The organism is Pseudomonas sp. W2I6, assembly GCF_030815935.1.
GTDB lineage: Bacteria > Pseudomonadota > Gammaproteobacteria > Pseudomonadales > Pseudomonadaceae > Aquipseudomonas.
On the sequence record NZ_JAUSXJ010000001.1, the window covers coordinates 661,152 to 677,444 of the forward strand.

Annotated in this window: 21 protein-coding genes and 2 pseudogenes; 14 read left to right on the forward strand and 9 right to left on the reverse strand. The window is 59.0% G+C overall.

What is annotated here, in order from left to right:
• Nucleotides 1–22: 22 nt before the first annotated feature.
• Nucleotides 23–1,120: an acyltransferase gene (locus QF039_RS03150; protein WP_307516894.1), complete on the reverse strand. Its 1,098-nt coding sequence runs from the start codon at nt 1,118–1,120 to the stop codon at nt 23–25.
• Between the two features lie 179 nt (nt 1,121–1,299).
• On the opposite strand from QF039_RS03150, the gene QF039_RS03155 reads away from it, so the two are divergent.
• The 3 genes from QF039_RS03155 to QF039_RS03165 all read left to right on the forward strand — a co-directional run bounded on the left by QF039_RS03155 (nt 1,300) and on the right by QF039_RS03165 (nt 3,209).
• A complete protein-coding gene (locus QF039_RS03155) occupies nt 1,300–1,833 on the forward strand; it encodes a glycoside hydrolase family 19 protein (RefSeq protein ID WP_307516895.1) in 534 nt (177 codons plus the stop codon).
• The gene (locus tag QF039_RS03160) at nt 1,830–2,348 is read left to right on the forward strand and encodes a lysis system i-spanin subunit Rz (RefSeq protein WP_307516896.1); all 519 of its coding nucleotides are present in this window, start codon (nt 1,830–1,832) and stop codon (nt 2,346–2,348) included. Before QF039_RS03155 ends, QF039_RS03160 begins: the two co-directional genes overlap by 4 nt.
• A gap of 66 nt (nt 2,349–2,414) precedes the next feature.
• A complete protein-coding gene (locus QF039_RS03165; protein ID WP_307516897.1) occupies nt 2,415–3,209 on the forward strand; it encodes a DNA adenine methylase in 795 nt (264 codons plus the stop codon).
• Here the strand turns inward: QF039_RS03165 and QF039_RS03170 are convergent.
• Entirely contained in the window at nt 3,206–3,886 is a 681-nt protein-coding gene (locus tag QF039_RS03170) for an SOS response-associated peptidase family protein (RefSeq protein WP_307516899.1), read from the reverse strand. The two genes, QF039_RS03165 and QF039_RS03170, sit on opposite strands and share 4 nt — an antisense overlap.
• Before the next feature lie 83 nt (nt 3,887–3,969).
• On the opposite strand from QF039_RS03170, the gene QF039_RS03175 reads away from it, so the two are divergent.
• On the forward strand, nt 3,970–4,179 hold the full coding sequence (locus tag QF039_RS03175) for a hypothetical protein (RefSeq protein WP_307516901.1): 210 nt from the start codon (nt 3,970–3,972) through the stop codon (nt 4,177–4,179).
• Here QF039_RS03175 and QF039_RS03180 read toward each other — a convergent pair.
• Entirely contained in the window at nt 4,171–4,524 is a 354-nt protein-coding gene (locus QF039_RS03180; protein WP_307516902.1) for a hypothetical protein, read from the reverse strand. The genes QF039_RS03175 and QF039_RS03180 overlap by 9 nt on opposite strands.
• 341 nt (nt 4,525–4,865) lie before the next feature.
• On the opposite strand from QF039_RS03180, the gene QF039_RS03185 reads away from it, so the two are divergent.
• From QF039_RS03185 to QF039_RS03210, 6 genes and pseudogenes are all read left to right on the forward strand, one after another.
• On the forward strand, nt 4,866–5,261 hold the full coding sequence (locus QF039_RS03185) for a nucleotidyltransferase domain-containing protein (RefSeq protein ID WP_087692601.1): 396 nt from the start codon (nt 4,866–4,868) through the stop codon (nt 5,259–5,261).
• On the forward strand, nt 5,251–5,685 hold the full coding sequence (locus QF039_RS03190) for a DUF86 domain-containing protein (RefSeq protein ID WP_003211948.1): 435 nt from the start codon (nt 5,251–5,253) through the stop codon (nt 5,683–5,685). The genes QF039_RS03185 and QF039_RS03190 overlap by 11 nt, the downstream gene beginning before the upstream one ends.
• 75 nt (nt 5,686–5,760) lie before the next feature.
• A pseudogene (locus QF039_RS03195) lies at nt 5,761–6,319 on the forward strand (cytochrome b).
• 43 nt (nt 6,320–6,362) lie between these two features.
• Nucleotides 6,363–6,914 (forward strand): tetratricopeptide repeat protein, encoded by a 552-nt coding sequence (locus QF039_RS03200; RefSeq protein ID WP_003211945.1) that lies wholly within the window; start codon nt 6,363–6,365, stop codon nt 6,912–6,914.
• Between the two features lie 59 nt (nt 6,915–6,973).
• The gene (locus tag QF039_RS03205) at nt 6,974–7,471 is read left to right on the forward strand and encodes an RNA polymerase sigma factor (protein WP_003211943.1); all 498 of its coding nucleotides are present in this window, start codon (nt 6,974–6,976) and stop codon (nt 7,469–7,471) included.
• Nucleotides 7,468–8,235, forward strand: coding sequence for an anti-sigma factor (locus QF039_RS03210; protein ID WP_307516906.1), 768 nt, complete (start codon nt 7,468–7,470; stop codon nt 8,233–8,235). Before QF039_RS03205 ends, QF039_RS03210 begins: the two co-directional genes overlap by 4 nt.
• Nucleotides 8,236–8,237: 2 nt before the next feature.
• On the opposite strand, the gene QF039_RS03215 is transcribed toward QF039_RS03210, so the two are convergent.
• Nucleotides 8,238–9,266 carry an AraC family transcriptional regulator gene (locus tag QF039_RS03215; RefSeq protein WP_177035878.1) on the reverse strand — a complete coding sequence of 343 codons (1,029 nt, stop codon included), beginning with the start codon at nt 9,264–9,266 and terminating at the stop codon, nt 8,238–8,240.
• 26 nt (nt 9,267–9,292) lie between these two features.
• Nucleotides 9,293–10,114 carry an SDR family NAD(P)-dependent oxidoreductase gene (locus QF039_RS03220; RefSeq protein ID WP_008437872.1) on the reverse strand — a complete coding sequence of 274 codons (822 nt, stop codon included), beginning with the start codon at nt 10,112–10,114 and terminating at the stop codon, nt 9,293–9,295.
• 417 nt (nt 10,115–10,531) lie between these two features.
• Here QF039_RS03220 and QF039_RS03225 point away from each other — a divergent pair, with 417 nt between their 5' ends.
• The 3 genes and pseudogenes from QF039_RS03225 (at nt 10,532) to QF039_RS33680 (ending at nt 12,702) form a co-directional block, all read left to right on the forward strand.
• Nucleotides 10,532–10,915 (forward strand): DUF6124 family protein, encoded by a 384-nt coding sequence (locus tag QF039_RS03225; protein WP_226474990.1) that lies wholly within the window; start codon nt 10,532–10,534, stop codon nt 10,913–10,915.
• 161 nt (nt 10,916–11,076) lie between these two features.
• Nucleotides 11,077–11,844, forward strand: a pseudogene (locus QF039_RS33675) (MCP four helix bundle domain-containing protein); the annotation flags it as partial.
• Between the two features lie 48 nt (nt 11,845–11,892).
• Complete coding sequence (locus tag QF039_RS33680; RefSeq protein WP_371316412.1) at nt 11,893–12,702, forward strand: methyl-accepting chemotaxis protein; 810 nt, start codon at nt 11,893–11,895, stop codon at nt 12,700–12,702.
• Here QF039_RS33680 and QF039_RS03235 read toward each other — a convergent pair.
• The 3 genes from QF039_RS03235 to QF039_RS03245 form a co-directional block, all read right to left on the reverse strand.
• Nucleotides 12,671–13,522: a hypothetical protein gene (locus QF039_RS03235; RefSeq protein ID WP_307516912.1), complete on the reverse strand. Its 852-nt coding sequence runs from the start codon at nt 13,520–13,522 to the stop codon at nt 12,671–12,673. The two genes, QF039_RS33680 and QF039_RS03235, sit on opposite strands and share 32 nt — an antisense overlap.
• A 127-nt stretch (nt 13,523–13,649) precedes the next feature.
• Nucleotides 13,650–13,970, reverse strand: a complete 321-nt coding sequence (locus QF039_RS03240) for a type II toxin-antitoxin system RelE/ParE family toxin (RefSeq protein ID WP_177019686.1) — start codon at nt 13,968–13,970, stop codon at nt 13,650–13,652.
• Nucleotides 13,967–14,248, reverse strand: a complete 282-nt coding sequence (locus QF039_RS03245) for a type II toxin-antitoxin system ParD family antitoxin (RefSeq protein WP_063032594.1) — start codon at nt 14,246–14,248, stop codon at nt 13,967–13,969. Before QF039_RS03245 ends, QF039_RS03240 begins: the two co-directional genes overlap by 4 nt.
• A 382-nt stretch (nt 14,249–14,630) precedes the next feature.
• On the opposite strand from QF039_RS03245, the gene QF039_RS03250 reads away from it, so the two are divergent.
• Complete coding sequence (locus tag QF039_RS03250; RefSeq protein ID WP_008437881.1) at nt 14,631–15,533, forward strand: LysR family transcriptional regulator; 903 nt, start codon at nt 14,631–14,633, stop codon at nt 15,531–15,533.
• Here the strand turns inward: QF039_RS03250 and QF039_RS03255 are convergent.
• Entirely contained in the window at nt 15,525–16,283 is a 759-nt protein-coding gene (locus tag QF039_RS03255; protein ID WP_087692592.1) for a substrate-binding domain-containing protein, read from the reverse strand. The genes QF039_RS03250 and QF039_RS03255 overlap by 9 nt on opposite strands.
• Nucleotides 16,284–16,293 lie beyond the last annotated feature (10 nt).

Sequence of the window (16,293 nt, forward strand, 5' to 3'; positions counted from 1 at the left end):
CGGGCTTTTTTGTGAGCGATATTTATTTCTGGTCTCTGCCGATTGATTTCGCTATCCGCTTGCCGAGGATGTGAGTCGGATTTTCAACAGCCTTGTGGATGACCCAAGACAGCAGTAACGTTATTGCTGTTTGAATGATCAGCGCCGGGATGGGGCCGATGCCCTGGTCAATCATGATGCGGATGCCGACGATACCGAACGCGCCATGACAGGCATAAAGCGGGTAGCTTATGTTCGCTAGGAAGTCGAACACAGGGCCCCCGTTCCAGTCGCGAGCCAGGAGGTAGAAGGCCGTGAATAGTGCGAACGCAGCAAAGTAGGAAACGATCACCTCGACCAGCCATCCTTCCGTATAGCAACTGTAACCGAAGACGCAAAGCGCCCCTACCGCAATGGCAAACAGTCGCTCAAGACTCAGCATGCCACGGAAGTGATAGTTGTAGGCCACGCCGATCGTCATGAAAAAGATGTACTTGATCGGGAAGACGAACGCGGCGAGCGGGCCGACAGGATTATGGTTTCCCGGGTAAAGATTCGCTGCGGCCACGGTGGCCAGCCCGAGTGCGAATATCGGGAGAAGCTTGCCCCGGCCAATCATCGACCAGCACAGTAGCACTACAAGGTAGAACTTGATTTCGACCTCAAGCGTCCACACCACACCATCCAGCGGTACCGAACTGCCGAACCAATCGCGGAACAACGACATCTGAGTCAGGACTTGCGGCGCCGTGTACGAGGTCGTGTAGCCCATGTATCGGGCCGCAACCTCAAGCGCGCCGAGGGTGATCAGCAGTCCGACAATGTAGGTTGGCCAGATCCGGAACAGCCGGCCAATCACGAACTTTGTTTTTCCAAACGACTTGCCTTGCAGGCTTGCGATAGAGATAGGAATCACCAGGCCGCTGATCAGGAAGAACAGGGCAACGCCGAACGCACCCATATTCAGGTTGTTGAGCGGGTTGAAGATACTGATCATCCAAGTCGGGAACGGTTTTTCTGCGAGCGCCGGCAGTCCGCCGAATTCACCACGGATGTAGTTGAACATCAGGATGTAATGGGCGATGACTACGCAGAGGGCGGCGATGCCCCGTAAGGCGTTCGCGAAGGCGATCCGTTGCATCAAGGGTTCCTTGTTTTTCGAAAGTTTTGCAGGTAGCCGGTAATTCTAAATGGTTTCAGCCAAACGAAGTAGATTAAGAGTGAGATTGAAATTATTCATGGGGGAGCGCCCCACTTACAAAGCTCAGTCGCAGTGAACCAAATCAACCACCGCTGACAAGATTTTCTAGGAGATTATCAATGCCCATCAATGCGCAGCAGTTGCTGCTGATCCTTCCCAACGCCGGCCGCCAAGCCGGCGTTTTTGTTCCTGTGTTAAACGTGGCAATGACGAAATATGGAATCGTCACCCGACTACGCATTGCTGCATTCATAGCCCAGATCGGACACGAGTCAGGACAGTTCCGCTGGCTGAAAGAGTTGTGGGGGCCAACAGCGCAACAGGCAGATTACGAAGGGCGCTCCGATCTGGGCAACACCGAAAAGGGGGACGGCTCCAAGTACCGTGGCCGTGGCCTGATCCAAGTCACCGGCCGGGCGAACTATGCGGCGTGCGGCGATGCGTTGGGCCTGGACCTGGTCAATAAGCCTGAGCTGCTCGAGCAGCCGCAGCACGCCGCAATGTCGGCGGCGTGGTTCTGGTCCTCCCAGGGGCTGAACACCCTCGCTGACCAGAGCGATTTCCTGAAGATCACTCGCCGAATCAATGGCGGCATCAACGGACTGGCCGACCGCCAGGCGTTGTACAAGGTGGCGCTGAAGGTGATGGCATGACACCGGTACAGAAGCTGGCCAGCCTGGTGGCGCTGATCCTGCTGACTATGGCCGTGAGCTTCGGCGCCGCCTGGCAGGTGCAGGACTGGCGGTATGACGGAAAGCTGGCAGAGCAGGCGGGGCAGTTCCAGACGGACCTCGACGCGATCCGCAATGCTGCTACCGCCCAGGCTCGCGCCGATCAAGACAAGCGCCTGGCCACCGAGCAGCAATTAGCCGCCGCAGACAAACAACACTCCCTGGAGCTTTCCAATGAACAACGCAAGCAGGCTGCTCTGCGCGATCGCCTTGCCACTGCTGATGTCCGGCTGTCAGTCCTTATCGAAGCCACGGATTCAGCCAGTGGCTGCGACGTGCCTGCCACCCCCGGTACCGTCGGCGTGGTTCATGCAGCCCGTCGAGCCCAACTTGACCCAGCGCATGCTCAACGAATTATCGGCATCACCGACGCAGGCGACCAAGGATTGATCGCGCTGCGGGCGTGCCAGGCCTATGTCAGTACCATTGCGCCCTGACCTACATTCCAGGTCGCGAAAATTATCCCCCCCCAATGAACACTCACCTTGCAAAGGATTGCAAAAATGACAAACCCAATCGTTCCATGGATGGGTGGCAAGCGCCGCCTGGCTGACCGTCTGATTCCTCTCTTCCCTCCACATGAATGCTACGTTGAAGTTTTCGCTGGCGGCGCGGCGCTCTACTTCATGCGGCCCCAGGCTGCACCAGTTGAAGTCCTCAACGATATCAATGGCGACCTGGTGACGTTGTATCGGGTGGTGCAGAACCACCTGGAAGAGTTCGTCCGCCAGTTCAAATGGGCTCTCAGCTCCAGGCAGGTATTTGAGTGGCAGAAGATGACTCGGCCGGAAACGCTTACCGATATTCAGCGGGCTGCCCGGTTTTTCTACCTGCAGCACCATGCATTTGCCGGGAAGGTCAGCGGCCAGACCTTCGGCACGGCCACTACTGGGCCGGCTATCAACCTGTTACGGATTGAAGAGAACCTTTCCGCAGCCTGGCAGCGCCTCTCCGGAACCTATGTCGAAAACTTGGGGTGGCTTGAATGCGCCGAGCGCTACGATCGACCGCACACTTTCCACTACATGGACCCACCGTACTGGCAGACAGCAGGCTATGGGGTGGACTTTCCATTCGAAAACTATGAGCGGATGGCCGACTTCATGCGCCGTTGTAAAGGCAAGGTGATGGTGAGCATCAACGACCACCCTGACATCCGGTGTGTATTTGAAGGGTTCCACTTCGAAGTGTTAGACATTCGGTACACCAACACCAATCAGCGGCAGGGTAAAGCCGACGTCAGTGGCGAGCTTGTGATCATGAATTGGAAGCCCTCAGACCTCGGCGGGCTGTTTTAGGGGGCAGGCACTATCAGGTTGGGCCCCTTGTTCCGGACGTTGCCCACGGCCGTGTCGACCTTGAACCACTCGAAAGTCTCGGCCGGTTCGCCCTGGTGTAGCACCATCTGTTCTGCTCGCTCCTTGGGCGTGGCTGGGTCCAACCATTCCCTGGCCAGGTCTGGAGTCAGCACCACAGGGCGGCGGTCATGGATATCCACCATGCCGCCGGCGCTGTCAGCGGTGATGATCACAAATCCGTCATGCTCGCCCGGGCCTTCATCGCTATCGGGCAGTTGGCCAATGGCAGCACACAGCACTGGCGCGCCATCCCGCCGACGGATCAGGTACGGCTGCTTCTTCGGGCCACCTTCGTCCACCCACTCAAACCAGTTGTCGCCCGGCGTGATCGCCCGGTGCGGCCATATCGCCCGGAAGAACGGGCCGTGGGCCACCTTTTCGACGCGGGCGTTGATCGGTGCAGCGCGATCCTTGGCCCAGTGCGGTCGCCACCCCCAGCGCACCAGGTCGGCATGCAGCAGATCGCCCTGCAGGTGGAGCAGGGCAACCTGGGTGGACGGCGCCACGTTGTATCGTTCCAGCGGCAGCTCACCGACGGAGTTCGCCAGGGCATTGGGCATGCTCAGTGCCGCAACGAAGTCGTGGATTCCCCGGTACTGCGAAAGTCTCCCGCACATAAGTTTCTCCGCTCGTCGGCGCCGATGAACAGCCGGTCCCCGGCCAATCTCTACACTGTAGACATTGGCCCGAGGTATTCGTCATGGCGATCAACATTGATCAGGTGAACGCAATGGAGGCGTGGTTTGCGCTGCGCAACGATCCAACCTTCATATCGGCCACGCCTGAGGAGCGCTACGAAACGCGGCTGGCCCTGGCTGACGACCTCAAGCAACAGAGGCTGATCAACGAAGGTGAATGGCGCGAGCTGGGCGAAGAGGCGGTTGCTGCATATGCCGAAGAGTTAGGCTAATGGCTGCTTGTAAACGCTAAGCTCGACCAGCAGTCGCTGATTCTCTCTGAGCAAATGGTCTCGCTGCCCGGTAATAATCTTCACGCTTTGCACTGAGGCAAACGAGTACTGCTGTTCCAGCATGCCGATCTTTTCTTCAGCCGCTGCCAACCTCTCTTCTGCATCCGCCTTGCCTGCCATCAGCAGGTCATTCATCTGCAACAGCCCGGCGATATTCGCCCGCGCTCGACGCAGCATACGCTCGGTCTCCACCAGCTCATCTGCGAGGATCGCGCACTGGTGCTGGTACATCTCTAGTGGAGTGGGGCAACGGAGCCAATCATCGGTGTCCATGTCTACGTTCATAGCGTGAAACTCAAATACTGTATGTACAAACAGTAATCGAGGTTTGCCGTTTGTGGAATTTCAGGCGACGAGCTGCATGAGCTTAGGGCATAATTAGGGCATAAACGGGGCCGCTTGGGTCCGCCTCACGCCAAGTGAGGGAGGGGATATCATCGTTTTTACTGGCCTTAAGCGGCCTGTAAGCGGGCAGGAAGGGGTTCGAATCCCTATCTCTCCGCCATTATTGAAAAATGAAAAACCCCCGATAACTTCAATGTTGTCGGGGGTTTTTTGCTTTCAGTCAGAAACTGCATAATGAATTCTGCTACGGTCTTCGTTAATTGGCGCTTCGGACATCGGTCATGAATTTTAAAAAAGTACTGGCGCATTTGCAGGCTGAAGTTCCCGAGCTATTGGCTGTGTATGTGTTCGGTAGCCAAGTGACGGGTGAGGCAGGTAGTGAGAGTGATCTGGATGTTGCGGTCCTTTCTGCGGGAGTGGTCGAGCCTTTATTGCTATGGCAGCTTTCCGGGGAGTTGGCCGATATCGTTGGAGTTCCCGTCGACTTGCTTGATTTGCGCGCAGCCTCAACGGTAATGCAATACCAAGTATTGACCACTGGGCGTCGGCTCTGGTCCGGGAACGTCCAGGCGGGTCTATTCGAGAGCTACGTCCTGAGCGAAAAAACCGCGCTGGACACGGCAAGGGCTGAGTTGTTGGCGGATATCCAGAAGGAAGGGAAAGTTTATGGTCGATGATGTTCTCATCAATAAAGCAGCCAGTATTGAGCGTTGCGTTGCGCGCGCCCGTCAGGAATACGATAAGGATCCCACCAGCTTCACCACCGATTTCACGCGCCAGGATGCGGCGATTTTGAATATTCAGCGTGCCTGTGAGGCAGCGCTGGACATGGGCCAGCACTTGATTCGTCGTGAGCGCCTGGGTGTTCCACAAGGAGCTCGTGACGTGTTTGAGTTGTTATGTCAGGGCGGTTGGGTCAATCCTGCGTTGCTGACCAACCTGAAGAACATGGTCGGGTTCCGTAACATTGCTGTTCACGAGTACCAGACGCTTCAATTGCCGATTACTGTAGCGATCATTACAAAACACCTGGATGAGTTTCTAGCATTTAGTTCGCATATTTTGACCAAGGATGCGGGGTTGGAAAATAAACAAGTCTAATCTGTAAATTTTCCATCCCTCTGAATAAGTTTTCCTGCTGCGGTGTTCATCACACAGACCACTCAGGAAACGCCCATGAACAATCCCGCCGACCGCTACGACCGCCTGACCCGCACCTTCCACTGGCTGACCGCCGCCCTGGTGATCTTCATGTTCGCCAGCGCCCACGTCTGGGAAAAACCTGGAAAAAGGCACGCCACTGCGCAAGGGCCTGCAATCGGTCCATATCTCCCTGGGCATCGCCATGGCGGTGCTGATCGCTGCACGTATCCTCTGGCGTGTGTTCGGCGGCAATCACCCAAAGGCCGACAATCACCCTGCGCTTAACGTGGCCGCCAAAATCGCCCACGGCTGTCTATACCTGTTGTTACTGACGCAGGTGACCCTGGGCTTCCTGTTCCGCTGGGCCCAGGGCGAGCCCTTCAACTTTTTCGGACTGTTCCCGGTGCCAGCGCCTTTTGTGATCGATCACGAATTGCGAGGCACCCTGGGTGGCCTGCACAACAATGTCGCCTGGGCGATCATCGTACTCGCCGGGCTGCATGCCTGCGCCGCGCTGTGGCATCACTACATCCAGCGCGACAGCACGTTGCGCCGCATGCTGCCGGCCCATCGTGGCGATCTTCCCTACTGAGTTTGCTGCTGTACTTTCCCTATCGTTACGGAGCATGAATGCCATGAAGAATCGTCCCGAGCACGCCGTTGGTTACCGCACCGCTTTGTTCTTTGGCGCCTGTATGGCCGCCGCGCTATTGGCCGGCCAGGCCCATGCCTCCGGTGACGAATCGGCGCCGCCCAAGCCCAACTGCCCCAAAGGCCAGGTCTGGGATACCAAGACTGGCAAGTGCGTGCTGCAAACCAGCAAGGCCACGTCGGACGCCGACCGCACCGACTACGCCTACCGCCTGGCCAAGGACGGGCGTTACGAAGAAGCCCTGTCACTGCTCGACACCCTGCACAACCCGAACACCGCCAAGGCCCTGAACTACCGCGGCTACGCCACCCGCAAACTGGGGCGCACCGATGAAGGCATCAGCTACTACCTGAAGTCCGTGGCACTGGACCCCAACTACGCACAAGTCCGTGAGTACCTGGGGGAAGCCTACGTTATCAAGGGCCGTGTGGACCTGGCCCAGGAGCAACTGGTGAAGATCAAGGCGTTGTGCAGCACCACCTGCGAAGAGTACGAAGACCTGGCTGAAGCCATCGCCGCCGCGCCTCAGGCTTGAAGCTGTGAGCGAACAGCCGGGAGATTGCCATCACCACAGACGCTGAGTTGCGCCGAGAGTTGAGCCAGCTGTTGCCACGTTTATGGCGATACGGGCTGGTGCTGTCGCGACAAAAGCATGTGGCTGATGACCTGGTGCAAGCCACCTGCGTGCGGGCGTTGGAGCGTGCAGGCCAGTTCGTGGCTGGCACGCGGCTGGACCGCTGGTTGCTGACGATCATGCATTCGATCTGGCTTAACGAATTGCGCGCCCAGCGAGTACGGCAAGGGCAGGGGTTTGTCGACGCCGAGCAGGCGTTGTCGTTCGACGGTGAAGCCCTGGCTCAGGACCAGGTCCTGGCCGCACAGGTGATCAAGCGCGTCAATGCATTACCCGAAGCGCAGCGGGAGACTGTTTTTCTTGCCTACGTCGAAGGCCTCTCATACAAGGAAATTGCCGAAGTCCTGCATATTCCCGTAGGAACGGTGATGAGCCGGTTGGCCGCTGCGCGCATGAAGCTGGCTGAAACTGCGCACTCAAGCGGCTTGTTGGATAAATCGAGCGGAGAACGACGATGACTCAAAATACACCACCGTCGGATGAACTGCTGGTGGCTTACCTGGACGGTGAGTTAGACCCTCGGCAGCGTCAGGTTATCGATAACCTGCTGGGGATCGATCCTGCCGTGACGGCCCGCTTGGAGCTGCTCAAGCGCGGCCACTTGCCGTTCAAATCAGCCTTCGATTCGGTTCTCGATCAAGCCCCTACAGAGCGTTTGCAGGTGATGCTCGATGCCTTGCCGCCGGCACAAACACCCACCCTGAGTCGACGCAAATTTCTCGCGGTAGCAGCAAGCTTTGCGGTGGCCGGTGTGGTCGCTGATCGCTTGTTCATGACCTGGCCCCGGCCTGAGCCCGGTTCGGGCTGGCGTGCCTCGGTTGCCGAATACATGGCGCTGTATACGCCCCAGACCCTGGAAAACCTCAGCGCCGATCCCGACTCCCATATCGCCCAGCTGAGTTCGGTCGGGACCCAGCTCGGCCTGTCGTTGAACCCGGATGCAGTACACCTGCCTGGCGCCGAATTTCGCCGCGCACAAATCCTTGATTATGACGGCGTACTGATCGGCCAACTGACCTACCTCGACGCGCGCCACGGCCCGCTGGCGCTGTGCATTACGGCGGCGAAAAAAGGTGCGGTGGCCATGGCCACCGAACAGCGCCGGGGCATGAACGTGGTGTTTTGGTCCAGCCCGTCCCATGCGTTCATGTTGATTGGCAGAAACCCGTTCGAGGATTTGCAGATCATGGCGCGCAGTGCAAAGAAGGCTTTGTCGGCATAGCTTCAATGAGACGATGAGGGCGTCTGCAACGCCCGCCACCGAGCCGGCGTCGTCCCCTCCCAGGAACGAAACGCACGATAAAACGAGTTGGTATCTTCATAGCCCACCAGGCACGCGATCTCGTCTATCTCAATCGACGGCTCGGTGAGCAGATGCCGCACCACTTCCTGGCGGGTTTCCAGCATCAGTTGCCTGAAACTGGTGCCGGCCTCGGTAATGCGCCGTTGCAACGTGCGTTCGCTCATGCCCAGCTCCCGCGCTACCTCGACCATCTCGGGGCGGCCACTGGCCAGGAAGCGCTTGAGGGTGATCTTGACCTGATGGCTGATGCTGGCCGGTGTCGAGGCCTCGGCAAGCGCTGCCACCAGGCCCGGGTTCAGCATTTCGAGCATTTGCGGGTTGTACCCCGGAAAAGGTCGGTCCAGATCGGCGGCGTCCAGTATCAGCGCGTTGCGCCCGGCACCAAAACGCACGGAGCAACCGAAAAACTCGGCCAGTGCACGGCTGCCATCGTCCGGGCGAACCAGTTCGACCTGCAGGGGAGTGATCTGCGTCCGTGCTCCCCGTCGCCCCAATTCAACAAACGTCGCAAACGCCGCATCCACCAGCAGCGCAGGCGGTAATTCTGGCGTGTGCAACCAGTCGATGGTCACCGTACAGGTACGGCCATCCTCGCAAACCTGCAGGCGCTCGGGTGTGCACAATTGCTTGAAGCGGGCGAGGCGGTGCAGGCCATCGCGATAATCCCGGGCGATAAAAGCGGCAAAGCTGGAGGGTGGAAGCGCGGTGATATCCAGCCGCGTCACCAGTAATATCCCGACAGCCGGATCAGGATTAAGTATGCGCACCGCCTCCCACAAGCGAAAGAACTCCAGCGTCGTCACCTGCCGCCGGTCTCGCCGCTCGCGGATATGCAGGGTCATGGGCAAGCGTGCCTGACGCAACACCACCGACGGCTCCAGCCCGACGCTCTGCAGCGCCAGCCAGAACACATCCGGTATGTTGAAACGGGGTTGGGTCACGTCAGGCATGCGGCACCTTTTTCAAAAGCGTGAGATTAATCCGAGGCTGACACGCTGAGGTCATGCCACTTCTTATCCGACTCGGCCAAATCTGCGGCTGCACGGGCGGCGTATTGCACGGCATCGCTGCCGATCAGCAAGCGTAGCGGGGCGTCTTTGTTCAGTGCCAGCTCCAGCACGATTTCGGCAACCCGGTCCGGACCCGTCGGCAGGATGCCGGGGGAGTTGAGCAATTCAACCAGGGCGCCGACCGTTTGTTGGTAGGGCTCACTGATGGCCGGAATCGTCATGGAACTGCCCGACCAGTCCGTGCGCATGCCGCCCGGCTCCAGCACGGTCACCTGGATGCCCAGTGGTGTGACTTCCTGTGCCAGTACTGTGGAAAATCCACCGACTGCCCATTTCGCACTCTGATACGCGGCCAGGCCGGCCATGCCGATGCGGCCACCCAACGACGATACCTGGAAGATATGCCCACGGCCCTGGGCGCGCAGCACCGGCACCACCGCCTTGCTCACGTGCACCACACCATAGAAGTTGGTGCTGATCTGCGCGGAAAAATCCTCCAGCGTCACATCTTCCACCGACGCCAGGTCACCGTAGCCGGCGTTATTGACCACCACATCCAGGCGACCAAAATGTTTCACCGCGGCATCCACCGCTTCCAGCACCTGCTGGTTATTGGTCACGTCCAGCGTGACCGGATAAATCGCCTCGCCGTATTCGGCCACCAGGTCATCCAACTGCTTGGGATTGCGCGCGGTGGCAACCACACGATCACCGGCGCGCAGGGCGGCTACGGTAATCGAGCGGCCGAGGCCGCGGGAACTGCCGGTGATAAACCATATCCTGGACATTCGAACACCTCTTCGTTTGAGACTGCGGGAGTAACCTGTGAACGAATGATGGTGGACGGGTGCTTTTTACACACTAGCAGGAGCGCGCCAAGTAACTTGCAAGTTACGCCATTTCAGTGATGTCTGTAGCCTGATTCTTTAGCTGCCAGTGCAGGGTTGCGCTGCCTGAGGCACGGCGGTAACCTTCGCCCCGTTGCCCCCATGGCGACCGGTTTTGACAGACCGATTTACAGGTGTACAACCTCCATACGATTACAGGCTGCTTTAGCTGTGGCGTCGTTTTATGGCGGCTGTACGTGGGGCATCTTCGGGTGCGCCGGGTCCTGTATACCGGTCTGTCAACCCGCGTACAGCTGCCACCCAATCCTGTTTGACAGCAGGGGAATGGCAGCTCCGATTACATACAGGAGCTACACCATGAAAAAGATCACCCCCAATCCCCCTGATTCTTTCGGCGCTCGCGCGCACAACAAACTCACTGACGGAAAAATGTCCGACGCGGCGCAAAGAGCGCTTGATTATTACCTGAGTGAACCTGCGCCCGAATCGGCTGAAATCGACGAGCGCCCACCACGCAAAATCTTCCTCGTAGGTGCGGATGTAGGCACCGAAGAAGCACTGGCCAACGCCACCGAAATCCTGTCGTCAGCGCTGGAAACAGCCTACCGCTGCGCCGATGGCCAAGACAGCATTCACTATCGATTAACCATGGGGTTGGCCCAGTTGATCGAGAATGCTCAGGCGTTGGTGGACTCGGTACTCGACCGTCAATTTGCAGCTGATAAACCCGCCAACCCGTGAACGCCAACGACGCCCCGCAAAGCCCGCTGTAGCTAAAAGCCAGCGGGCTTTTAGTGGAAAATCTTATATCTGGCAACTTGCACGAATTGCGCTCAAGTCCCGCCCTGACTGGCCGAAACTCTGTCATACGATGTCGTATGCCTATAATGAGAACAATCGCCATGTCGCTCCGCAGCCTGTCCATCGCCCGCCGTGCGGGTCTCGGTTTTGCCTTGATTGCCTTGCTCGTGGCGCTGTTGGGGTTCTTTGCGCTCTCGAACATGGCAAGCATCCGCGAAAGCGCCGTGCAGGTTGAAAGTGGCCTGGTGCCGAAGATGCGCCTGGTCTCGGATATCCGCGAAATCATGCTGCGCATCCGCACTATTTCCCTGCGCATGGCCCTTGATTCCAACGCGTCGAGCATCCCGCAATACCGCAGCCAGATGGACACCCGCAGCCAGGATCTGGCAAAGAAACTGGCCGACCTGAGTGCGGTGCTTGATACACCTGAGGTACGCAATCTCTACGACCAGTTTCAGGTCTCCCTGCGGCAATACCAGCAAGGCCTCACCCAGTCATTCATCCTCGCCGACAAGCAGCAGACCGCCGAGCTGAACAAGTTGCTGCTGGTGGACATGAAGACCGTGGTCGACGGTTCCGGCAATCAGCTCAATGCCCTGGCCGATTACTACAACGCCCAGATAAACCTGCAGGGCCAGACGGCCGAGTTGCAGTACAGCCGCTCGCGCACGATGGTTTTCGGCTTCGTGCTGCTGGCCGCGGTGAGCACCGTAGCCCTGGCCTGGTTGCTGACGCGCAGCATCGTTGGTCCGCTGAGCCACGCGGTGCGCGCCGCCGAAAACGTCGCCCAAGGCGACCTGACGCAAACCGTTGAAGTGACCGGCGATGACGAAGTGACGCGCCTGCTGGTGGCGTTGCAGACCATGCAAGGCAGCCTGCGCAGTACCTTGCAGCTGATTCGCCAGTCGGCCGGGCAGATGGCGGCATCGGCCACCGACCTCAACGGCATCACCGACCAGAGCAGCCGCAGCCTGCAAAAGCAGACCGCTGAAATCGAGCAAGCCGCCACCGCGGTCAACGAGATGACTTCGGCCGCCGATGAGGTGGCACGTAATGCGGTCTCCACTTCCGAATCCACCCGGCTCTCCAATGAAACGGCCCGCGATGGCCAGCAGCGCGTCGGCGAAACGGTCAGCGCGATTCAGGCGTTGAGTACCAACATCGGTGAAACCTCAAGCCTGGTGCAAAACCTCGCCGATCAGTCGCGGGACATCGGCAAGGTGCTCGATGTGATTCGCTCCATCGCCGAGCAGACCAACCTGTTGGCCCTGAACGCCGCCATCGAGGCGGCGCGTGCCGGTGAGTCCGGGCGTGGCTTTGCCGTGGTGGCCGACGAAGTGCGTGCGCTGGCCCATCGCACCCAGCAGTCGACCCTGGAAATCGACCAGATGGTCACCGCGATGCGCAGTGGCTCCAGCGAGGCACTGACCTCAATGCAATCGAGCACCCAGCGGGCCAGCGAAACCTTGATCCTGGCCGAAGGCGCCGGTGGAGCCTTGAGCCAGATCACCGACTCCATAGACCAGATTCACCAGCGCAACCTGGTCATCGCCAGCGCCGCCGAAGAGCAGGCCCAGGTGGCCAAGGAAGTGGACCGCAACATCGTCAATATTCGTGACCTGTCTGCGCAGTCGTCTTCGGGAGCGGGGCAGATCAACGGGTCGAGCCAAGAGCTGGCGCGCTTGGCCGTGTCGCTCAACGAGGCGGTGGCGCGGTTTCAGCTGTAACCGGGTCTACCCGTGCCACGGAGGGCACCAGTTCCAGGATACGGTCACGGCCACCTTCGGCCACCAGGTACGTTCCCTTCGTCGTACGCACAATCGACTGTGGCGCCTTCAGGAAAGACAGGATCGTCTGCTGGCGTCCTTGCTTGTCGATCAACAACAAACGCGCCCGGTGGGTGGAATCCTCGTTGATCCATAACCCGCGTTCATCGCACATCAGGAAGGTGGGTTTGTTCAAATGGCTCAGTACCACCGGGTCGCTACCGTCGATGGTCAGCTCTCGCACCACGCCCTTCTTCTTTTCTGTGTAGAGCATGCGCCCATCCGTGCAGCGAACAATCGACTCGCCTTCGCTGAGTTGGTCACGCACGACGCTCAAGGTCCTGTCGCTCCAGTGATAGCGCAGAATCCGCGCCCCGACCTTGCGGTCTTCGATGGCATACAGGTACTCGCCGTCGTCCCATAGCCCTTGCACGCTTTCTCCCCTGAACAGCTCGGTGACGACGCCGTCCTTGAGGAAGCTGACCGGCGCGCCGTCCACTTCCTGGCTGAACACCCAACCGCCCTGAGTGGCGACCATGCCATCGGGCTTGGATAGTTTTCCTACAACCAGCTCGCGTTTTCCGTCGGGCAATATGCGCACGATACTGCCAAGCCCATCGCTCAATTCCTGGCTCACCATCAGCGAACCGTCGGGCATCGGCATCAGTGATGCGGCCTTTGCTACGTCTCGGTGGACGACATGAACACTCCAGTCTTCGGCTGCACTGACCGGGTAGAAGCTTTGCCAGGCGAAGAAGCTCAAAGCTGCAAGGCAGAGCAAACCCAGGAGCCACAACCCCGCTCGAAGCGCTCGATAGAGAGGCGCAGGGCTGGAAGTCCTTTTTATTGTTTCATCCATTGATTGCGTTACCGGTAGCTATTCGTGAATAGAACGATTGGAGCCGAAGTTAACCGTTGTCCTCGTCCTGCAAGAGGGCTGCGTAATCTTGCCCTCCGTAGAACACCCCTAGAATCGATACCGTTTCAGTGTCGGCATCTACTGTAAAAGCGATGATGGTGGTGTGCCGATAGTGAGTGGTACGTAGAGTGGGTAACAAGTCTTCACGGCTGATGCCGCGCAGAGGAAACAGATACAGGTTTTCGCAGTAACTGATGATGGCATCTACATAGCGCGCAGCGATGACGGGTGAGCCGGCCTGGGTGATGTAGTCTTCAAGTTCTTCGAGTTGCGTTACTGCCTTGGGTGAAAAAGCTACCGTGTAGGTCACGACTTACGGTTGCCTTTCTGTTGGCGTTTGGCTGCCATGTGTTCGCGGACCTGGGCGGCAGACAGCGCGCTGTCTGGATCGGCCTTGAGGGCGACGGCTGCTGGAATCACTTGATCCTGAAGCCAGTTTTCCATTGCTCGGTCACGTGCCAGCAAGATTCGCAGCCCGTCACGTATGACTTCACTTTCACTGGCATATTCGCCAGTGCTCACTTTGGCTTTGACGAGTGCGGCCATCTCAATCGGCAAGGTGATGCTCATTTGCTGGGTTGAGCGCATGGTAGCGTCCGCTTTTGCTGGGTAGGATTTAATCCTACTCAACGCTGGGCGTGTTGCAAGCGGTAACTGACCAGTGTGAGTCGCTGGAGTCTCCTGAACTGACCAGCGTGCTGTCTGTTTCGTGCAGATACTGATGGGGTAATCCATCGTCAAAAACTTTTCCATAGTGGGCCTAAAAGTGAGAGCTGGATTTGAGGCTGTCAGTATTGACGCTTTTCAGAAGTCTCGTTTCCAACCCACGCAAATTCCCTGCTGATATGTATGACCGCATATTTTCCGTAGGGTTATTGGCTGATCCCGAGTCTGTGGCCCGCGCCAATAGCATCCCGCCAGCCCCCATACGATAATGCCCGCCACATCTGTTCAACCAATGGCTGCCCCCGTGATCATCAACTTCGACCTGAACGACCTCCAAGCCTTCCGTGCCGTCGTAGACAAGGGCAGTTTCCGTGCGGCGGCCGAAGCCATCCGTATCTCCCAGCCGGCCCTCAGCCGGCGTATCGAGAAGCTCGAATCCGCCCTCGATGTCAAACTCTTCGAACGCACCACGCGCCGGGTCAGCCTGACCATGGTCGGCCGCGCGTTCCTGCCGCAAGTCGAGCGCATGCTCGATGACCTGGACATCGCCCTGATGGGCATCAGCAACGTCGCCTCGACCCGCATGGGCAATGTCACCATCGCCTGTGTGCCGTCCACCGCGTACTACTTCATGCCCCACGTGATCTCCGAATTCCACAAACTCTATCCGAAGATTCGCCTGCGGGTCCTGGACGCCAGTGCGGGCGAGGTGTGTGCGGCGGTGGAAAGTGGCGAGGCGGATTTCGGCGTGAGTTTCAGCGGCAGCCTGGCAGACGGGGTGGAGTTCGAGCTGCTGTTGCAGGAGCGTTATGTACTGGCCTGTCGCCGGGAGCACCCGCTGGCGGACCGCGCCAGTGTGACGTGGGCCGAGGCGTACGAGCACGACTACATCACCGTGGACAAGACCTCAGGCAACCGCTTCCTGCTGGACCAGGCCCTGCGCGGCGTGCGGGTGAAGAAACCAAGCATCTGCGAAACCCATCACGTGACGACCATGATCGGGCTGGTGGAGGCGGGGCTTGGGGTGGCGATGGTGCCGTCGATTGCGATGCCGGGCGGCGAACATCCGATTCTGACGAGCGTGCCGTTGGTGGAGCCGGAGGTGGTGCGCAACGTGGGGTTGATCAAGCGCCGCGGGCGTACGTTGACGCCGGCGGCACTGGAACTGGAGCGGTTGACGCGGGAGATGCCGTTCCGGTCAGTGTGAGACCGAATCCAGGCCGGTGGATTGCACCACCGGTTGCGCCTGGGGCGAGGCGAGGAATTGCAGGAGCTTTTTCGCCTGCGCCGGGTGCTGCGCATTTACCGGAATGCCGGCGGCAAAACGGGTGACGGACTGCACGTCTTCGGGGATCTTTCCGACGTAGGTCACGCCTGGAATCGGCAGCAGTTCGGACACCTGTTGCAAGCCCACTTCGTAATCACCCTTGGCCACCTGTGAGGCCACCGGGATGCGTTCGATCATGGTGCCCTTGGACGGCATGCCGAGCTTCTTGAACAGTTCCTTTTCGACGTAGACGCCGCTGGCGCTGTCCGAGTACGCGACGGATTTGGCGTTGGTCAGTACCGTCTTCAGTTCGGCATCGGTGGCAATCGAGGGCTTGGCCGCGCCTTCCTTGACCACCAGGCCGATGCGCGAGTCCGCCAGTTCAACCCGGGACGCCTTGTCGACCTTGCCTTGCTTGATCAGCTCATCCAATGCGTAGCCGACCATGATCACCACGTCGGCGTGTTCGCCACGGGCCAGGCGGTTGGGAATCGCTTCCGGCGCCTTGCCCATCGACGGGCCGAGGATGGTGTCGAGGGTGTCGCCGCTCTGGGTGGCGTATTGCGCACCCAGCACCTTGTAGGCAGCGGTGAAGCCGCCGGAGGTCATGACTTTCAGCTCTTCGGCGTGGGCGACCATCGCCAGGGAACCGATCGCCAGTACCGCCAGTGTTTTCAGCATGGGGTTCATCAGTGCGACT

What these genes read in the sequence shown, in the direction of transcription:
- QF039_RS03165 (WP_307516897.1), top strand. Translation starts at nt 2,415, where the DNA reads ATGACAAACCCAATCGTTCCATGGATGGGTGGCAAGCGCCGCCTGGCT.
- QF039_RS03185 (WP_087692601.1), top strand. Translation starts at nt 4,866, where the DNA reads ATGAATTTTAAAAAAGTACTGGCGCATTTGCAGGCTGAAGTTCCCGAG.
- QF039_RS03225 (WP_226474990.1), top strand. Translation starts at nt 10,532, where the DNA reads ATGAAAAAGATCACCCCCAATCCCCCTGATTCTTTCGGCGCTCGCGCG.
- QF039_RS03170 (WP_307516899.1), bottom strand. Translation starts at nt 3,886, where the DNA reads ATGTGCGGGAGACTTTCGCAGTACCGGGGAATCCACGACTTCGTTGCG.
- QF039_RS03210 (WP_307516906.1), top strand. Translation starts at nt 7,468, where the DNA reads ATGACTCAAAATACACCACCGTCGGATGAACTGCTGGTGGCTTACCTG.
- QF039_RS03175 (WP_307516901.1), top strand. Translation starts at nt 3,970, where the DNA reads ATGGCGATCAACATTGATCAGGTGAACGCAATGGAGGCGTGGTTTGCG.
- QF039_RS03155 (WP_307516895.1), top strand. Translation starts at nt 1,300, where the DNA reads ATGCCCATCAATGCGCAGCAGTTGCTGCTGATCCTTCCCAACGCCGGC.
- QF039_RS03200 (WP_003211945.1), top strand. Translation starts at nt 6,363, where the DNA reads ATGAAGAATCGTCCCGAGCACGCCGTTGGTTACCGCACCGCTTTGTTC.
- QF039_RS03215 (WP_177035878.1), bottom strand. Translation starts at nt 9,266, where the DNA reads ATGCCTGACGTGACCCAACCCCGTTTCAACATACCGGATGTGTTCTGG.
- QF039_RS03255 (WP_087692592.1), bottom strand. Translation starts at nt 16,283, where the DNA reads ATGAACCCCATGCTGAAAACACTGGCGGTACTGGCGATCGGTTCCCTG.
- QF039_RS03160 (WP_307516896.1), top strand. Translation starts at nt 1,830, where the DNA reads ATGACACCGGTACAGAAGCTGGCCAGCCTGGTGGCGCTGATCCTGCTG.
- QF039_RS03220 (WP_008437872.1), bottom strand. Translation starts at nt 10,114, where the DNA reads ATGTCCAGGATATGGTTTATCACCGGCAGTTCCCGCGGCCTCGGCCGC.
- QF039_RS03150 (WP_307516894.1), bottom strand. Translation starts at nt 1,120, where the DNA reads ATGCAACGGATCGCCTTCGCGAACGCCTTACGGGGCATCGCCGCCCTC.
- QF039_RS03180 (WP_307516902.1), bottom strand. Translation starts at nt 4,524, where the DNA reads ATGAACGTAGACATGGACACCGATGATTGGCTCCGTTGCCCCACTCCA.
- QF039_RS33680 (WP_371316412.1), top strand. Translation starts at nt 11,893, where the DNA reads ATGGCGGCATCGGCCACCGACCTCAACGGCATCACCGACCAGAGCAGC.
- QF039_RS03190 (WP_003211948.1), top strand. Translation starts at nt 5,251, where the DNA reads ATGGTCGATGATGTTCTCATCAATAAAGCAGCCAGTATTGAGCGTTGC.
- QF039_RS03245 (WP_063032594.1), bottom strand. Translation starts at nt 14,248, where the DNA reads ATGCGCTCAACCCAGCAAATGAGCATCACCTTGCCGATTGAGATGGCC.